Origin of the sequence: Alkalilimnicola sp. S0819 (genome assembly GCF_009295635.1) — a bacterium.
Taxonomy (GTDB): domain Bacteria; phylum Pseudomonadota; class Gammaproteobacteria; order Nitrococcales; family WHIW01; genus S0819.
Genome location: NZ_WHIW01000006.1, coordinates 84,464 through 99,385, shown reverse-complemented (window position 1 = coordinate 99,385; position 14,922 = coordinate 84,464). Strand labels below are relative to the sequence as shown.

The window sequence follows — 14,922 nt, the reverse complement described above, 5'->3', positions numbered from 1 at the left end:
GCGCTCCACTCACTTATGCCACAATCCGGATTAGGACAAGCAAAACAATAAAGAGGCAAGGATGGGCGAGATCATCGTCTTGGTGGTCGGTCTGGTGGCCGTAATCGGCGCTGCCGGGGGCGTGTGCGGTTACTGGCTGGCCAAACGCGGGGAGTTGCACCGGCGCCTGAGCGCGCTGGAACGGGAGATGGCCTCACTGCGCCAGGCCCCGCCCGCCGCACCCCGTCCCCAGCCCCGCGAAACTCCGCGGACCCGGGCGTCCTTCGAGCCCGAGCCCGCACCGACTCCGGCGCCGACGGCGGGCCCCGAACCCGACCCCGCCCCACAGCCGGCGCCCCTACGCAGTGAACCGGTCCGGCCCGCGGCCCGCACCACGCCTGCTCCGCAACCGCCAGCCGCGCCGGATATCGTCCTGCGCGCCTGGAACTGGCTGCGGGGCGGCAATACCCTGGCCCGAGTCGGCGCCGTGGTGCTGTTCTTCGGCGTAGCCTTCTTGCTCAAGTACGCCGCCGAAGAAGGCATGATGCCCATCGAACTGCGCCTGATGGGAGCCGCCGCCGGCGGCCTGGCGCTACTGATCATCGGTTTTCGGCTGCGGCATAAGCGCCGGGACTATGCCCTGGTGATGCAGGGCGCGGGCATCGGCATCGTCTACCTCACCAGCTTCGCCGCCCTGCAGCTTTACCATCTGATCCCGGCCGCCGCGGCATTTTTGTTGCTGGCGGGCCTGACCGCCGGCGCGGTGGCCCTGGCCGTGCTGCAAAACGCGCCCTGGCTGGCCATGCTGGGGGTGGCGGGCGGCTTTCTGGCGCCGGTGCTCACCAGCACCGGCGACGGCAACCACGTGTTGTTGTTCAGCTATTACCTGATCCTCAACACCGCCATCCTCGCCATCGCCTGGTTCAAGGCTTGGCGGTCGCTGAATCTGCTGGGCTTTGCCTTCACCTTCGGCATCGGCACCGCGTGGGGCCTGAGCGCTTACCAGCAGACGGACTTTGCCACCGCGGAGTTCTTCTTGATCGCCCACGTACTGCTCTACACTGCCATCGCCCTGCTTTATGCCCATCGCCAGCCACCCCGGCTGACCGGGCTGGTGGACGGCACCCTGATATTCGGTACGCCGGTGCTAGGCTTCAGCCTGCAGGCGGGCATGGTGCAGCATCACCAATACGGCCTGGCGATCAGCGCCGCGGTCGCCGGGCTGTTTTACCTGTGCCTGGCCACGCTCCTGTGGCGGCGCCTGGCGCCCACGGCGCGTTCCCTGGTGGAGGCCTTCTTGGCCCTGGGAGTGGCCTTCGCCACCCTGGCGATACCGCTGGCGGTGGAAGGCCGTTGGACCGCCGCCGCCTGGGCCCTGGAGGGTGCCGGCATCGCCTGGGTGTCGATCCGCCAGCGCCGCCGCCTGGCGCTGGCCTTCGCCCTGTTGCTGCAGCTGGTCGCCGCGCCCTTCTTCGCCGTGGATGTGGCTTACGGCCAGACCAGCCTGCCGCTGCTCAACCCGGTGTATCTGGGGTGTTTGCTGCTGTCCCTGGCGGCGCTGTTCAGCGGCTGGTACCTGCACCGCCACCGGCGCAACTACCCGCACAACTGGTACTGGCTGCCCCCGGTGCTGCTGGGCTGGGGGCTGCTGTGGTGGATAGCGGGCGCCGGCGCGGAAATCCAGGAATTCGTCGCCCAGCCCTACCGGCAGAATGCCTTGCTGGCCGTGCTGGCGGTTACCGCGCTGCTGACCAGCAGCCTGCGACGGCCGCTGCACTGGTCGGCACTGCGCTGGCCGGCCGTCGGTCTACTGCCGGTCATGGGGGCACTGACGCTGACGGCGCTGGCCCCGGTCCTGGACTACGGCGCCCTATACCGGCAGCACCCGCTGGGGGCGCTGGGCTATCTGGCCTGGCCGCTGGCCTTCGCTATTCACTACGCGGTGCTCCAACAGCGCCGCGACGACCTGCCGCCCACGCTGCTGGCGCCGCTGCATGCCGCCGGTCTGTGGCTGGGTGTGTTGTGGCTGAGCTGGGAGGTCAGCTGGTGGCTGCACGGCGTGGCCGGCGGCGCTTGGCCGCTGGCCGCCTGGGGCGCGGTGCCGGCCGTGTCCCTGGCGCTGATCAACCGCATACTCGTCAGCCGGCCGACCGACGATACCGCCCAGGGCTACCGGCAGCTGGCCGCTTACCCCCTGGCCGGCTGGCTGCTGCTTTGGGGCCTAGGTGCCAACCTCACCAGCTCCGGCGCCCCGGGGCCGCTGCCTTACGTGCCTTTGCTCAACCCCCTGGATGCCGCCACCTTGCTGGCCGCACTGGCCGTCCTCCGCCAACTGCTGGCTGGACGCAACACCGCCTGGGGACGCGCCCTGCCCGAGTGGGCCGGCACCGGCGCACCGGCCCTGCTGGGTTTTGTCTGGTTCAGCGCCATGATCGCCCGCAGCGTGCATTACTGGGCCGACGTCGCCTACCGCTTACCGGCGCTGATGCAATCGGTGATCCTGCAGGCCAGTTGGTCCCTGTCCTGGAGCCTGCTGGCCTTCGCCGTCATGGGCTGGGCCCACCGCCGCGGCGCCCGCCGAACCTGGATGACCGGTGCCGGGCTCTGCGCCCTGGTGGTGGTCAAGCTGTTCCTGGTGGACCTGGCAGGTACCGGCACCCTGGCGCGCATCGTCTCGTTTACCGGAGTGGGTCTGCTGCTACTGGCCGTGGGCTACTTCGCGCCCCTGCCGCCGAACCGTGCACGGGAGGCAAGCCGATGAAGATGGCACTGACCTTGGCCTTGCTGGCGAGCGTCGCCCAGGGCATGACTCTGGCCGCCGACCGGCCCCTGACCCCCGAGGACTTCGCCTACGGCCGCACTCTGCAACTGCAGTCGCCCCAGGGCATGCATTCAGTGCAGCTGCCCATCGAGGCGTACCGGCAGACGGTGCACCCGGGACTGGCGGACCTGCGGGTATTCAATCGCCACGGGGAGGCCGTGCCTTACGCCCTGCGCCAGCCCGCCGCGGCACTCGATAGCCAAGACCACAGCCGGTCGCTGCCCTTCTTCCCCTTGCGCCGCGGCGCCGATGCCGACACGCGGACCGCTCTGCGGCTGCGAATCGAAACCGAAAGCGGCTCGGCGGCGGTGGACGTGGAGGACGGCGAAGGCGACGGCGATGCGCGGCTGTGGGCCTATCTCATCGAGCTGCCGCGGACAAACCGGCCGTTAGACGCCCTGACCCTGCAGTGGCAGCCGGGGAAGGACGTCATCGCCCACGCCCGCGTGGAGTTCAGCGACGATCTACGCCGCTGGCGCACGATAAGCGACGGCGCCCCCCTGGTAAGCTTGGACTACCAGGGCCATCGCCTGCGCCAGCAACGCATCGAACTGCCCACCGCCGTGGACGGCGGCTTCTTGCGTATCCACTGGCCGCCGGCCCTGCACGCGCGTGAACTGCAAGCCGTGACCGGCCACTACGCCCCGCGGGAGTTCGCCCGCGCCCTGCGCTGGACGCCGGCGCAGCCGCAGCCGCGCGCCGAGAACGGGGCCCTGATACTGGACACCGGCGGTCAGTTGCCCGTACGCGCCGTGCGGGTGGCGAATACCCCCGACAACACTCTGGCGCGGATTCGGTTGAGCTCCAGGGCACGCAGCGCACAGCACTGGCAACGACGGGGCGAAGGGGTCTATTACGACCTGCGCCTGGAAGGACGGCGGCTGGAACAGCGGCGCATCGAGCTGAACCGGGTGGTGGACGATCCGCTGTGGCGCATCGGCACCGACCCGGCGGGTGCATTGGGCGCCGACGCCAGCTTCGAATTCGGCTGGCAGCCCCACCAACTGACCTTCGTCGCCCAGGGCCAAGGCCCCTTCACCCTGGCCTGGGGCAGCCACCGTGCCCGCCAGGACCGCGAAAGCCGCCAGCTGATCGAGACCTTCAACGGCAGCGCTGCACAGGCACGCCTGGGCGAGCCTGTGCAGCTGGGCGGCAGTCAGCGCCTGCATCCGCCCCCGCCGCCGACCCCGTGGGCGCGCTACGCCCTGTGGACCCTGCTGATCCTGATCGTGCTGAGCACCGGCGCCATGGCCTGGCGGCTGCTCAAGGAGATGAACGACACGCCCTAAAAGACGGCGCCCGGCGTCAACGATGGCGCTCGACGAGATGCTCCGCGGCCATTTGCTCGAGCCGGAGCATCTGCGCAACGACGATTTCGAGGCCTTCTATCGGGCGCGCATGGCCGCGCTCACCGGGCTGGTGGCGGAGGCCAGGGGCAAGCCGGTTGTGGAAGTGCAGGGGGCCGAAGAAGCCGAGGTGGAGCTCGATATGGGTGAGTTGGACGAGGGTGAGGTGATTCGGGAATTGGCATGATGATGGGATGGCCCGCCGCCCGATAACACGTTGGCCGAGAAGGCAACTACTAAGGATTTCTTGGCAGTTCGCCAAGAGGGCAGCGTCCCGGCCGCCAGGGGTACCCACGGGAATAGATCAGGACCATGGATATTGAACCGAATTTAGATGCGCTGGAACGGGTTGGTCGCAGCCGGCCGCGTACAGCGCGGCCGGCTTGGCAATGGGTGCTCATCATTGCAGCGGGGGTGCTTTTGGCAAACGCGCTGACGGGGTTGGGGGCACGGCTTTACCTAGAGTGGGAAATGCGCCAGCTCGCCGCCGCCATGGAAGTTCGCGCGCAAGAAGCGTCCGAACGAACCGCGGCCGCCCGCCGGGAGCAGCAGGCGGCCAATGAGCAACGACGTGGGGGCGGCGCACATCGTGCCGTTCAGCGAGACGGGGAACGACAGCCCACGCAACGGGATTGCCCTTTCGCCGACCTTTCACCGGCTTATGGACCGCGGGATCATCGCCCCGGGGCCGGACTACCGGTGGCATGTGTCGAAGGTCATCGATCGCCGGATTCCGGACAACGGGCAGTTGCTGGAGCTGGAGGGGGCGGAGCTTTTGCTGCCGCGGGATCAGCGCTGGCATCCGTCGCCGGAGTATCTAGAGGCGAGGGTCGCGACGCTGCTGTAGCGGATGTCCTGGTTGCCAGGCCGGCCTGGATGGTTGCAAAACCCAGCATGATCGCGCCGCTCACTAGAGGCAGGTAATGCACTGGAGCGGCACCGAGCGGCAAGACAACATCGCTCAACGCCAAGGGCAGCGCCGAGCGCTCGTCGTCGGCCAAGCTCAGGCGCCCAGCCATGAGCCGGATGCCGATGAGGTGCACCACCAGCACGGTGGCCGAGGAGGCAACGCCCAGCCACCGCAGGGGTTTCATTCGATACCCGCATCGAGACCACCAGAAAAGCAACGCCGGGGCAATTACCATGAATCCGCCGGCCGTGGCCGCACGGTGGGCCATCAACTCGTCCAGGCTGCTCGCGCGCAAGTTCACGGCGGCTCGATCGGTTATGGCTTGAAGTATGGCCGGGTGGCCGAGCCAGCCTATGACACCGCAGAGGACGGCTGCCGCCACTAGTAACAGGATGGCCAGCCAGGTTCTATGGGCATTCATGGTGCGGTTGCTCCGGGCATCAACGCTTGGGCCTCATGACCTTTTGCACCGCGAAGGCGGCCGCCGAACCCACAACCGCAACGCCTGGTGCAGGCCAAATCGACCAGAAGTAGAGACCTGTGAGCAGCGCGCCGATCATCGCCACCGAGAACAGGATGTCACCGGTCAGATACGCCAGTATTCCTCGGGTGAGACCGCTCCGACGTCCTGTATCTTCGCTCGGGCTCATTTGCAGATCCCGTCCAGCTTCACGTTCTCCGGCCGGGCACAGAACTCGCGAATGGGGACCGGGCGTGAGCCTGCGCTGTTGAGGGCGTTCACCCCGACAACCAGCTGTTTGGCCTTGGGCATGAAGCTACTCCCTGCTTCTTGATTCTTTTTGTGCATCCCGCACCTCGGAAGCTAAATCAAGGTGACTCGTGCGTCAATTCTGGTGCCGGCGGCCGATGAACTCCGGATCGCTAATCGGCCTGAAGACCTCCGCGTGCCACCCGGCAATCGGTTGAAACCGCTCTAGGGCAGCCGCGTGGGCCGGTGCAGCATCCATATAAACGGCCAGTTCCGCGTCTGCTACCGCAGCGGATTGGCGAGATCGTCGCGGGGCGGCGCTCCATTACCGCCGATACCGATCTGCGCCTGTGCCGCTTCTTTGGGCTCTCCAACGGCTATTGGCTGCGGGCCCAGGCCGCCTACGACACCGAGGTGGCCCAGGAGGCGCTGTCCGAGACGCTGGCCAAGATCACGCCTTGGCGAGGAGAGCCGTCCCAGGCGGGCCGGGGGGATCATCGATAGAACCCGCACGGCGCGACGCGGGTTGAGAGCCCCCCATCCAACCCCGAGGATACCCACCATGTGCGGCCGTTACGCCCTACACACCGCCCCCAAAAAGCTCGCCCAGGCCCTGGGCCTGCCGCTGGATCTCGTCTGGCAGCCCCGCTACAATATCGCTCCCGGTGGCGAGGTGCCGATCATCCGCCCCGATTCCGACACCGGGGAACCCGTGGGTGCCAACGCCCACTGGGGCTACCACCCCCACTGGGCCGGCGCCTCGGCCCCCACCCCCATCAACGCCCGGGCCGAGCGTCTGCGCGAGAGCCGCTACTTCCTCGGCAGCTTCCGCCACCGCCGCTGCCTGGTGCCCGCCGATGGCTGGTTCGAGTGGACCGGCGAGCAGGGGCGCAAGCAGCCCTGGTACTTCCACCACCGGGACGGCACCCCGCTCGCCTTCGCCGGCCTGCTCGCCCGGGGCGCGGACGGCGAGGACACCCTGGCCATCATCACCGAGCCGGCCCGCGGCGAGGCGAAGGCCATCCATGACCGCATGCCGCTGGTGCTGACCCGTGAAAGTTTGCCGGCCTGGCTTTCACCCGCGCTGGAAGACCCGGACGCGATCCGCCGGGCGGTGCGTCATGAGCCCATGGAGTGCTTTGCCGTGCACCGGGTGAGTCCGGCGGTGAACCGGGCGGAGGTGGAAGGGGAGGAGTTGTTGGCGCCTGTGGAGGGGGATCGCGGAAGCGGGTCCTCGGTATGATCATGTTGTCAGCTTTTGCGCCGCTTCGGTGCTATGCAGGTTTCCATTGCTCCGTGGTTAGCGCGCACTGTGCGTGCTAATGTTTCCGAGGCTGCGAAGGAACATGGACGATGCGGCTGACCGAAGGGACTATGCGCAGGATGCGACCCGCCTCACACCAGGCTTGTTCAGTCTGCGCCAAGCACTCCTCCCTGGAGTCAACCCGCGTCTTGCCAAATATCAATACGCGCGGGAGACATCATGTCGATCTTCATGGATTACGAAGGCCTGAACGGCGAGAGCGCCGACATCAACCATAAGCGGTGGATAGACGTTGAGCACTTGCATTGGGGCGTATCTCGGAAGATTACGTCCAACACCTCCACGCGGAACGACAGAGAGTCCGCGAATGCGGAGCTTGCGAACCTTACTGTGACTCGGCGTATGGACTGCGCAACGCCCGGCCTGTTCCTGGAGTCGTGCTGAGGCAAGGGAAAGAGCGTTGTCATTCATTTGGCGAAGGCAGGCCGCGGTGGTGGTGCAGATACGTACACGGAGCTCAAGCTGAGGAATGCGTTGGTCACTCAGTACCGGGTCAAGGGAAGGGGACAGAGCAACATGCGCCCCCGAGAAATGGTTGTGATTATGGCGAAGAATGCCCGCTTCTTCTTTCGCGACTCGCCGAAGGAGGGAGTGGAAGGGATTCAGGTGTCGGACAGATTCGATACTGGGGCGGTAGGTCCGAATGGCGGCATGTCCTACCTTGTGACCAAGTGGATAACTCTGAATCCGGCGAGGCACAGGTGGCTGTTCGATCCGATGGACTTGGTCGGAAAATATGCGTCAGTTGTCGTAAAAGGGACCTCGCTCGGATACGAAGGCGCACTGATCGATCTCGACTTCTCGCTTGTGGACAGTGCCCACACGGTGCTGCACAGCCTCAGTATGAAGACGGTTCCGCTTGAGGATCCTTCTTATCAGATCGGTGGATTCTCAGTGAAAGGCAAAGTGCGGAGAGTACCGGACGCGTTCTTGGAAAATGTGCTTTCCGACCGGCTCAGAAATGGGGTGACCCAATAAAATAGGCGAAGTATCGGATGTGGTTCACAGCATGAGGGCGAGATGTCCGGCGTAAAGAAAATTTTCAATCTGTTCTTGCTGGTTTCCTGCGTTTGGTTTGCCTACATATTCTGGCTCTTCACCGCGGGTTACTTGCTGTTCGAGCAGGGTGATATATCGCATGGTCCAGTTTTCTACGAGCGACCCGATGCCTTGCTCGGGGCTTGGTTTTACAGGCTCTTCCTCAACCCCGTCGTTGGATGCGTCGTTGCGGTCTTTGCCGTGGCGCTAATTATCAAAGAGTTCCGAGTAAGGCCCGTTGGCCGCAGATTGAAATACAATGCTGTGGGGTTCGCTGGACTGGTTGCTCTGCATATCGTTGCAGCGTTCTCGTTGTAGGAAACGCTGTGGTCCCCGGATGTTGGCGTGGTGCTGAGTAACGCTCGGGGCCTTGAGGAATGCATAGTCAGTTCATGCCACAACACCGCTTGAACTTCCCCCCACTCCCACAGGGGCAAGGCGCATTGCGCCCAGGCGCCGGGTGGATCTCCCCACTCAGGTAATACCAGCGCCCCCCCTCGCGCACGAAGCGGCTGGTTTCGTGCAGCACACCCTTACGCCCGTTTTCCTCGAAGCGGGCGACGAACTCCACCTCGCCCGTATCGTCTTCCGCCGCCCCGGTCGCCGCGATTATCGTCAGCCCCCGCCAGTTCGGCCCCTCACCCGGCGCCAGCGCCGCCGGGCGGGTGGAGGGGTGCCAGCTCTCCCGCAGGTAGGCGGTGTTATCCAGCACGAAGGCGCTGTAGCGCGAGCGCATCAGCGCTTCCGCCGTGGGGGCGGGCGCTTCGCCGCCGAGAATCGGGCCGCAGCAGTGGGCGAGGGCGCCCCCGGAACCGCAGGGGCAATCTTGGGTAAGACTCATGGGTGGTTTTCCGCATTGCGCATCTTCGTGAGCGGACTTTGCCATACCCATATGCCAGAATGGGCATCTTGATCGATGCGCGCAGACAGACCCCGTCTGTTCAGCCTTGCTTGCGGCCCCATGGCTGCCTTGCGCCGGGTCGCCGGGATTACCACTGCCTGGAGCCCTCTGTCATGGAACTCGATCCGGTCCTGCTCTCCCGCATCCAGTTCGCCTTCGTGGTGAGCTTCCACGCCATCTTTCCCGTGTTCAGCATTGGTCTGGCGAGTTTCATCGCCTTCCTGGAAGCGCTGCTCTATCGCACCGGCAACCCGGTCTACGAAGCCCTGTCGGGCTTCTGGACCAAGGTCTTCGCCGTGGTCTTCGGCATGGGGGTGGTCTCGGGCATTGTCATGGCCTTCCAGTTCGGCACCAACTGGAGCGTGTTCTCCTACGCCGCGGCGAATTTCCTCGGCCCGATGCTCAGCTACGAGGTGGTCACCGCCTTCTTCCTGGAGGCGGTGTTCCTGGGGGTGCTGCTGTTCGGCCGCCACCGGGTGCCGGCGGGCATGCACCTGTTCGCGGCCTGCATGGTGGCGCTGGGCACGCTCATCTCCTCGTTCTGGATACTCTCGGCCAACAGCTGGATGCAGACGCCCGCCGGCGCGGAGCTGCGCGACGGCATCTTCCACCTCACCTCCTGGGGCGAGGCCATCTTCAACCCCTCCTTCGTCTGGCGCTTCCTGCATTTCGCCACCGCCGCCTTCCTCACCGCCGGTTTCGTGGTGCTGGGGGTGTCGGCCTGGTATCTGCGCCAGGGCCGCGCACAAGTGGCCAGCGGCCGGGCGCTGGCGATCACCGTGGTGCTGATGGCGGTGCTGGCCCCCGCGCAGCTGTTTCTGGGCGATATGCACGGCCTGAACACCTTCGAGCACCAGCCGCAGAAGGTCGCCGCCATGGAAGGGGTGTGGGAGACCGAGCGGGGCGCGCCCCTTTTGTTGTTCGCCCTGCCCAGCCAGTCCGGCGAGCGTAACCACTTGGAGATCGGCATTCCCAAGGGCGCCAGCCTGATCCTCACCCACGAGCTGGACGGCGAGATCCGCGGGCTCAAGGAGTGGGCGCCGGAGGACCGCCCCCATGTGGCGACGGTGTTCTGGAGCTTCCGGGTGATGGTGGGGCTGGGGCTGCTGATGATCCTCGCCGCGCTCACGGGGCTGGTGCAGTTGCTGCGCGGGCGGCTGCAGGTGTCGTGGCGCCTGCTGCGGCTCTATACCTGGATGATCCCCGCGCCCTTTCTCGCGGTGCTGGCCGGCTGGTTCGTCACCGAGACCGGTCGCCAGCCCTGGCTGGTGCACGGCCTGATGCGGGTGGAGGACGGCGTCACGCCCTCGCTCACCGGCGGCATGGCGCTGTTCACCCTGATCGGCTACATCCTGGTCTACGCCGTGATCTTCATCGCCGGTCTGTATTACCTGCTGCGGGTGATGGAGGCCGGCCCCGAGGCGGCCACCCCCGAGGAAGCGCTGCACGGCCGGGCCAAGCGGCCCCTGTCCGCCGTGGACACCCCGTTCGAACACTAAGGAGCGACGTACCATGGAACTGATCGATCTGACCATGATCTGGGTGATCATCCTGGGCTTCGCGGTGCTGATGTACGTGCTCATGGACGGCTTCGACCTGGGGGTGGGCATCCTCTTCCCCTTCGCCCCCAGCGACCAGGCCCGTGACGACATGATGAACTCCGTGGGCCCGGTGTGGGACGGCAACGAGACCTGGCTGGTGTTGGGCGGGGCGGGCCTGCTGGCCGCCTTTCCCATGGTTTATGCGGTGTTCCTGCCCGCGCTCTATATCGGTGTGTTCCTGATGCTGGCCGGGCTGATCTTTCGCGGTGTGGCCTTCGAGTTCCGCTTCAAGGCGCGAACCTCCCGCTACCTCTGGGACCACGCCTTCAACATCGGCTCCACCGTGGCCGCCTTCGCCCAAGGCGCGGTGGTGGGCGCCTACATCCAGGGCTTTGAGGTGCAGGGTTTCCAGTACGCGGGCGGGGCGCTGGACTGGTTGACGCCGTTCACCGTGATGACCGGCCTGGGGGTGGTCACCGGCTACGCGCTGCTCGGCGCCACCTGGACCCTGCTCAAGACCGAGGGCGAAACCCAGGCCTGGGCCTGGCGGCTCACGCCCTGGCTGGTGGCCGGCATGCTGGTGTTCTTCGTGGTGGTCAGTGTCTGGACGCCGCTCGCCCACGAGCGGGTGTTCCAGCGCTGGATGAGCAACGCTCACGTGCTGTGGCTGTTCCCGGCGGCCACCCTGGGGGTCTGCGGGTGGTTGTGGCACGCCCTGCGCAAGCGCCAGGAGGGCACGCCCTTCGTCGCCACCATGGTGCTGTTCCTGCTGTTCTACATCGGCCTGCTGATCAGCATGTGGCCCTATGCCGTGCCGCCGCACTACACCTTCTGGGACGCGGCCTCCGCGCCCGGCTCGCAGCTCTTCCTGCTGCTCGGCTTCCTGTTCGTGATCCCCTTCGTGCTGGGCTACACCGCCTGGACCTACTGGGTATTCCGCGGCAAGGTCCGCCGTGACGGCGGCTACGGCCACTAGGCGGCGGCGGTGGATCAGCTCGCCGCCGTCCGCCGGGACCGGGCCGCCCGCGCGCAGCGCCGCGCCGCCGGGCGCTGGCTGAACGGGCAGACCGGCCGGCCCCTGTGGCTGCCCGCCTATGGGCTGCCGGTGCTCGACAGCCTGCTGCTGCTCGCCTTCTTCAGTCTGCTCGCCCATGCGCTGAACGCGCTGGCCTTCGGCCCGGACCTGCCGGGCGCCCCCCTGCTGGGGCTGCTCGCCATTGCCGTGGCGCGCGCGCTGCTCCAGGCCGGCACCGAGCACCTGGCCGCCCAGGCCGCCCGGCGGATCCTCGCCCGGCTGCGCACCGCGCTGCATGGCCTGGCCCTGGACCCGGCCGTGCGCCTGCGGCTGCGCCAGGGGCCGGCGGAGCTCTCCACCCTGCTCGGCGAGCAGCTGCAGACCCTGGGGCCCTGGTTTCGCGAATACCTGCCCGCCCGCACCCGGGCGCTGGTCCAGCCCCTGCTGATCCTGCTGCTGGTGTTCATGCTCGATTGGCTCGCCGGCCTGCTGTTGCTGCTGAGCGCGCCGCTCATTCCGCTGTTCAGCGCCCTGATCGGCCTGGGCACCAGCACCCTGGCCCGCGAGCAGCAGGACCGCCTGCAGCGCCTGGGGGCGCATTTCCTGGACCGGGTGCGGGCCCTGCCCACTCTGCGCCTGCTGCGCCGGGCGCAGACCGAGGCCGCGGGGGTGGGGGCGGCCGCGCAGGCCTATCGGCGCAGCAGCATGCAGGTGCTGCGGGTGGCTTTTCTGTCCTCGGCGGTGCTGGAGTTCTTCAGCGCCATCGCCATTGCGACCCTCGCCGTGTACATCGGCATGGCGCTGCTCGGGTTCATCACCTTCGGCCCGGCACCCGAGCTCGGCTTTCAGTCCGGCCTGCTGATCCTGTTGCTGGCCCCGGAGTTCTTCCAGCCCCTGCGCCGCCTGGCGGCGGGTTACCACGAACGCGCCGCCGCCCTGGCCGCCGCCCCCGAGCTGCAGGCCCTGCTGGCGCAGGCGCCGGCGGAAGAACAGGTAAAGCCGCACTCAATAACCCTGCGGGCGGCGCCGGCGCTCTTGGTGCAAGGGCTTGCCCTGCGCTGGCCCGACAGCGAACAGGCTGTGATCGAAGGGCTGAACCTGGAGGTGGCGGCCGGTGAGTGGCTGAGCATTCGCGGCGAGTCGGGCAGCGGCAAGAGCAGCCTGGCCGCAGCCTTGCTCGGCTGGCTCGCTCCCCAGGCGGGGCGCATTCTGCTGGCCGGCCGGCTCTTGGCCGATTGGCCCGCGCCGGATCTGCGCGGGGCCTGCGGCTGGCTGGGTCAGCAACCGCATCTGCTGCCGGCGAGCCTGCGGCGCAACCTGGACCCGGGCGGGCGGCATGCTGACGCGGCGCTGCGGGAGATGCTGGCGCGGGTGGATCTGGGCCGGGCGCTGGCCCTGCTGCCCGCGGGCCTGGATACCCGCCTGGCCGAGCGGGGCGGGGGGCTTTCCGGCGGGGAGGCCCAGCGCCTGTGCCTTGCCCGCGCGCTGTTGCCGCAACCGCGGCTGCTGATCCTCGACGAGCCCACCGCCAGCCTGGACCCGGCCGCGGAGCAGCGGCTGCTGCGGGTGCTGCGCGGCCTGGCCGGCGGGATCACCATCATCCAGTTCAGCCACAGCCCTGCGGCGGGCGCGGCCAGCGATCGGCAACTGGAGCTGCGGCAGGGGAGGTTGCACCGTGTGGCGTGAGTGGCGGGCGTTGCGGGCCCTGCATGCCGGCCCGGGTCGCTGGTTGCTGGCCGCCACGGCTCTGGCCGTGCTGGCCGCCGCCTCCGCCGTGGGGCTGGTGGCCAGCGCCGGCTGGCTGATCACCGCCAGCGGTTTGGCCGGCGCTGCCGCCGCCCTGGGCGCGGCCATTACCCTGGAGATCTTCGCCCCCGGTGCCCTGATCCGGCTGTTCGCCCTGAGCCGCACCGCCGGGCGTTATCTGGAGCGGCTGCTGGTCCACGAGACGGTGTTCCGCATTCTCGCGCGGCTGCGCGAGCGGCTGTTCCGGCGCCTGGCCGCCCGGCCCTTCGCCCGGCTGCTGCGCCTGCGCGACGGCCCGGCGCTGGTGCGGCTGATGGACGACGTGGGCCGCCTGGAGCAGGTGCACGCCACGGTGCTGATCCCGCTGCTCGCCGCCCTGCTGGCGGGTGGTGTCTTCGCGCTGCTGGCCGGCTTGCTGGCCGGTGCGGCGCCGGCGCTGGCGGTGCTCGGCGCGCTGCTCTTCGCCCTGTTGGTGCTGGCCGGGCTGCTGTGGCGCCGGCAGGGCCCGGAGGCGCGGCTCGCCCTGGGCAGCAACCGCCACCGGGTGCGCCTGACCGATCTGCTGAGCGCCCACCGAGAGCTGCAGCTCGCCGACCCCACCCAGCGCCAACGTCAGGCCCTGGCGGCGGATGCCGAGCGGCTCGATGGGGCCGAGGCCGAAGGTTTGCGCGCCGCGGCCGGGGCCGATGCGCTGATTCAGCTCGGCTTCGCCCTGGCCCTGATCGGCCTGCTGGCCTGGGCTCGCCAGGCCGCGCTGGCGCCCGCCTGGCTGGCCATGTCGGCGCTGGGTCTGGTGGCCGCCGCGGGGCTTTGGACTGGCTTGGGTCCAGCCGTGCGCCGCTGGGGCGGCATTCGGGTGGCCCTGCGCGCCCTGCGCCCCGACGAGACCCCGGCCGCGCCCGACGCCGCCGCGCAGCCCCTGCCGAAGCCCTGCTGGCAGGGGCGGGGGCTGGTGCTGCGCCGGGGGCTGGACGAGCCGCCGGTGCTGGATGGGCTGGATCTGCATATCCGCCCCGGCGAGTGGTGGTGCATCTGTGGGCCCAGCGGGGTGGGCAAGACCCGCCTTGGCCGCCTGTTGCTGGGCCTGGAAGTGCCCGACGCCGGTGAACTGCGGCTCGACGGTCGGGCGTTGCGCCACCACAGCGAGACCACGCGGTTCGCCACCGCCGCGCTGCTGGAGCAGCGCAGCGTGATTCTGGCGGCGAGCCTGCGGCACAACCTGGCCCTGGGACGTGAGGATATTGCGCTTGAGACCCTGCAGCAGGCGCTGGATGCCACGGGCCTGAGCGACAACCGTCTTACGCTTCAGACCCTGCTGGGCGAGCACAGCCGGCCGCTGTCCGGGGGCGAGGCGCGGCGGGTGGCGTTGATTCGCACCGTGCTGGCCGGCACCCCGGCGGTAATCCTGGACGAACCCTTCCGGGGCCTGGACCCCGGCAGCCGCCAGCGGGTCAGTGCCTGGCTGGCGCGGGCGTTGGCCGGGCGCACCGTGATCCTGCTGGACCATGAGCCGCCTGCGGAGTTGGCCTGGGACGGTGTGCTGGCGCTGAGTCAGCGCTGAGGGCCGCCTGTCCGGCAGCGCACCCGCCCGC

The 14,922-nt window shown here is 68.2% G+C and carries 16 protein-coding genes; 13 read left to right on the top strand and 3 right to left on the bottom strand.

What is annotated here, in order from left to right:
• The first annotated feature begins 61 nt into the window (after positions 1–61).
• The 4 genes from GBG68_RS07120 to GBG68_RS07105 all read left to right on the top strand — a co-directional run bounded on the left by GBG68_RS07120 (position 62) and on the right by GBG68_RS07105 (position 4,993).
• Positions 62–2,740 carry a DUF2339 domain-containing protein gene (locus GBG68_RS07120; protein WP_152146248.1) on the top strand — a complete coding sequence of 893 codons (2,679 nt, stop codon included), beginning with the start codon at positions 62–64 and terminating at the stop codon, positions 2,738–2,740.
• Positions 2,737–4,089, top strand: coding sequence for a DUF3999 domain-containing protein (locus tag GBG68_RS07115; protein WP_152146247.1), 1,353 nt, complete (start codon positions 2,737–2,739; stop codon positions 4,087–4,089). Before GBG68_RS07120 ends, GBG68_RS07115 begins: the two co-directional genes overlap by 4 nt.
• A 22-nt stretch (positions 4,090–4,111) precedes the next feature.
• The gene (locus GBG68_RS07110; protein WP_152146246.1) at positions 4,112–4,333 is read left to right on the top strand and encodes a hypothetical protein; all 222 of its coding nucleotides are present in this window, start codon (positions 4,112–4,114) and stop codon (positions 4,331–4,333) included.
• A gap of 372 nt (positions 4,334–4,705) precedes the next feature.
• A complete protein-coding gene (locus tag GBG68_RS07105) occupies positions 4,706–4,993 on the top strand; it encodes an HNH endonuclease signature motif containing protein (protein ID WP_152146245.1) in 288 nt (95 codons plus the stop codon).
• Positions 4,994–5,496: 503 nt separating this feature from the next.
• On the opposite strand, the gene GBG68_RS07100 is transcribed toward GBG68_RS07105, so the two are convergent.
• Complete coding sequence (locus tag GBG68_RS07100; RefSeq protein WP_152146243.1) at positions 5,497–5,706, bottom strand: hypothetical protein; 210 nt, start codon at positions 5,704–5,706, stop codon at positions 5,497–5,499.
• Entirely contained in the window at positions 5,703–5,828 is a 126-nt protein-coding gene (locus GBG68_RS14550) for a hypothetical protein (RefSeq protein ID WP_264297982.1), read from the bottom strand. Before GBG68_RS14550 ends, GBG68_RS07100 begins: the two co-directional genes overlap by 4 nt.
• Before the next feature lie 183 nt (positions 5,829–6,011).
• Between GBG68_RS14550 and GBG68_RS07090 the strand changes: the two genes are divergently transcribed.
• From GBG68_RS07090 to GBG68_RS07070, 5 genes are all read left to right on the top strand, one after another.
• Positions 6,012–6,269 carry a HigA family addiction module antitoxin gene (locus GBG68_RS07090; RefSeq protein WP_152146242.1) on the top strand — a complete coding sequence of 86 codons (258 nt, stop codon included), beginning with the start codon at positions 6,012–6,014 and terminating at the stop codon, positions 6,267–6,269.
• 58 nt (positions 6,270–6,327) lie between these two features.
• Positions 6,328–7,008, top strand: coding sequence for an SOS response-associated peptidase (locus tag GBG68_RS07085; RefSeq protein ID WP_152146241.1), 681 nt, complete (start codon positions 6,328–6,330; stop codon positions 7,006–7,008).
• A 240-nt stretch (positions 7,009–7,248) separates the two neighbouring features.
• Positions 7,249–7,473, top strand: a complete 225-nt coding sequence (locus tag GBG68_RS14715; protein WP_152146240.1) for a type VI secretion system tube protein Hcp — start codon at positions 7,249–7,251, stop codon at positions 7,471–7,473.
• A 159-nt stretch (positions 7,474–7,632) separates the two neighbouring features.
• Positions 7,633–8,067 (top strand): hypothetical protein, encoded by a 435-nt coding sequence (locus GBG68_RS07075; RefSeq protein WP_152146239.1) that lies wholly within the window; start codon positions 7,633–7,635, stop codon positions 8,065–8,067.
• 42 nt (positions 8,068–8,109) lie between these two features.
• The gene (locus GBG68_RS07070) at positions 8,110–8,445 is read left to right on the top strand and encodes a hypothetical protein (protein WP_152146238.1); all 336 of its coding nucleotides are present in this window, start codon (positions 8,110–8,112) and stop codon (positions 8,443–8,445) included.
• Positions 8,446–8,512: 67 nt separating this feature from the next.
• On the opposite strand, the gene GBG68_RS07065 is transcribed toward GBG68_RS07070, so the two are convergent.
• Positions 8,513–8,968, bottom strand: coding sequence for a YchJ family protein (locus GBG68_RS07065; RefSeq protein WP_152146237.1), 456 nt, complete (start codon positions 8,966–8,968; stop codon positions 8,513–8,515).
• 173 nt (positions 8,969–9,141) lie between these two features.
• Here GBG68_RS07065 and GBG68_RS07060 point away from each other — a divergent pair, with 173 nt between their 5' ends.
• From GBG68_RS07060 to GBG68_RS14635, 4 genes are read left to right on the top strand one after another with little or no spacing between them, the layout of a single operon-like run.
• On the top strand, positions 9,142–10,527 hold the full coding sequence (locus GBG68_RS07060; RefSeq protein ID WP_152146236.1) for a cytochrome ubiquinol oxidase subunit I: 1,386 nt from the start codon (positions 9,142–9,144) through the stop codon (positions 10,525–10,527).
• Positions 10,528–10,540: 13 nt separating this feature from the next.
• Positions 10,541–11,545, top strand: a complete 1,005-nt coding sequence (gene cydB, locus GBG68_RS07055; protein WP_152146235.1) for a cytochrome d ubiquinol oxidase subunit II — start codon at positions 10,541–10,543, stop codon at positions 11,543–11,545.
• 9 nt (positions 11,546–11,554) lie between these two features.
• On the top strand, positions 11,555–13,270 hold the full coding sequence (gene cydD / locus GBG68_RS07050; RefSeq protein ID WP_152146234.1) for a thiol reductant ABC exporter subunit CydD: 1,716 nt from the start codon (positions 11,555–11,557) through the stop codon (positions 13,268–13,270).
• Entirely contained in the window at positions 13,260–14,891 is a 1,632-nt protein-coding gene (locus GBG68_RS14635; protein WP_152146233.1) for an ATP-binding cassette domain-containing protein, read from the top strand. Before cydD ends, GBG68_RS14635 begins: the two co-directional genes overlap by 11 nt.
• Positions 14,892–14,922 lie beyond the last annotated feature (31 nt).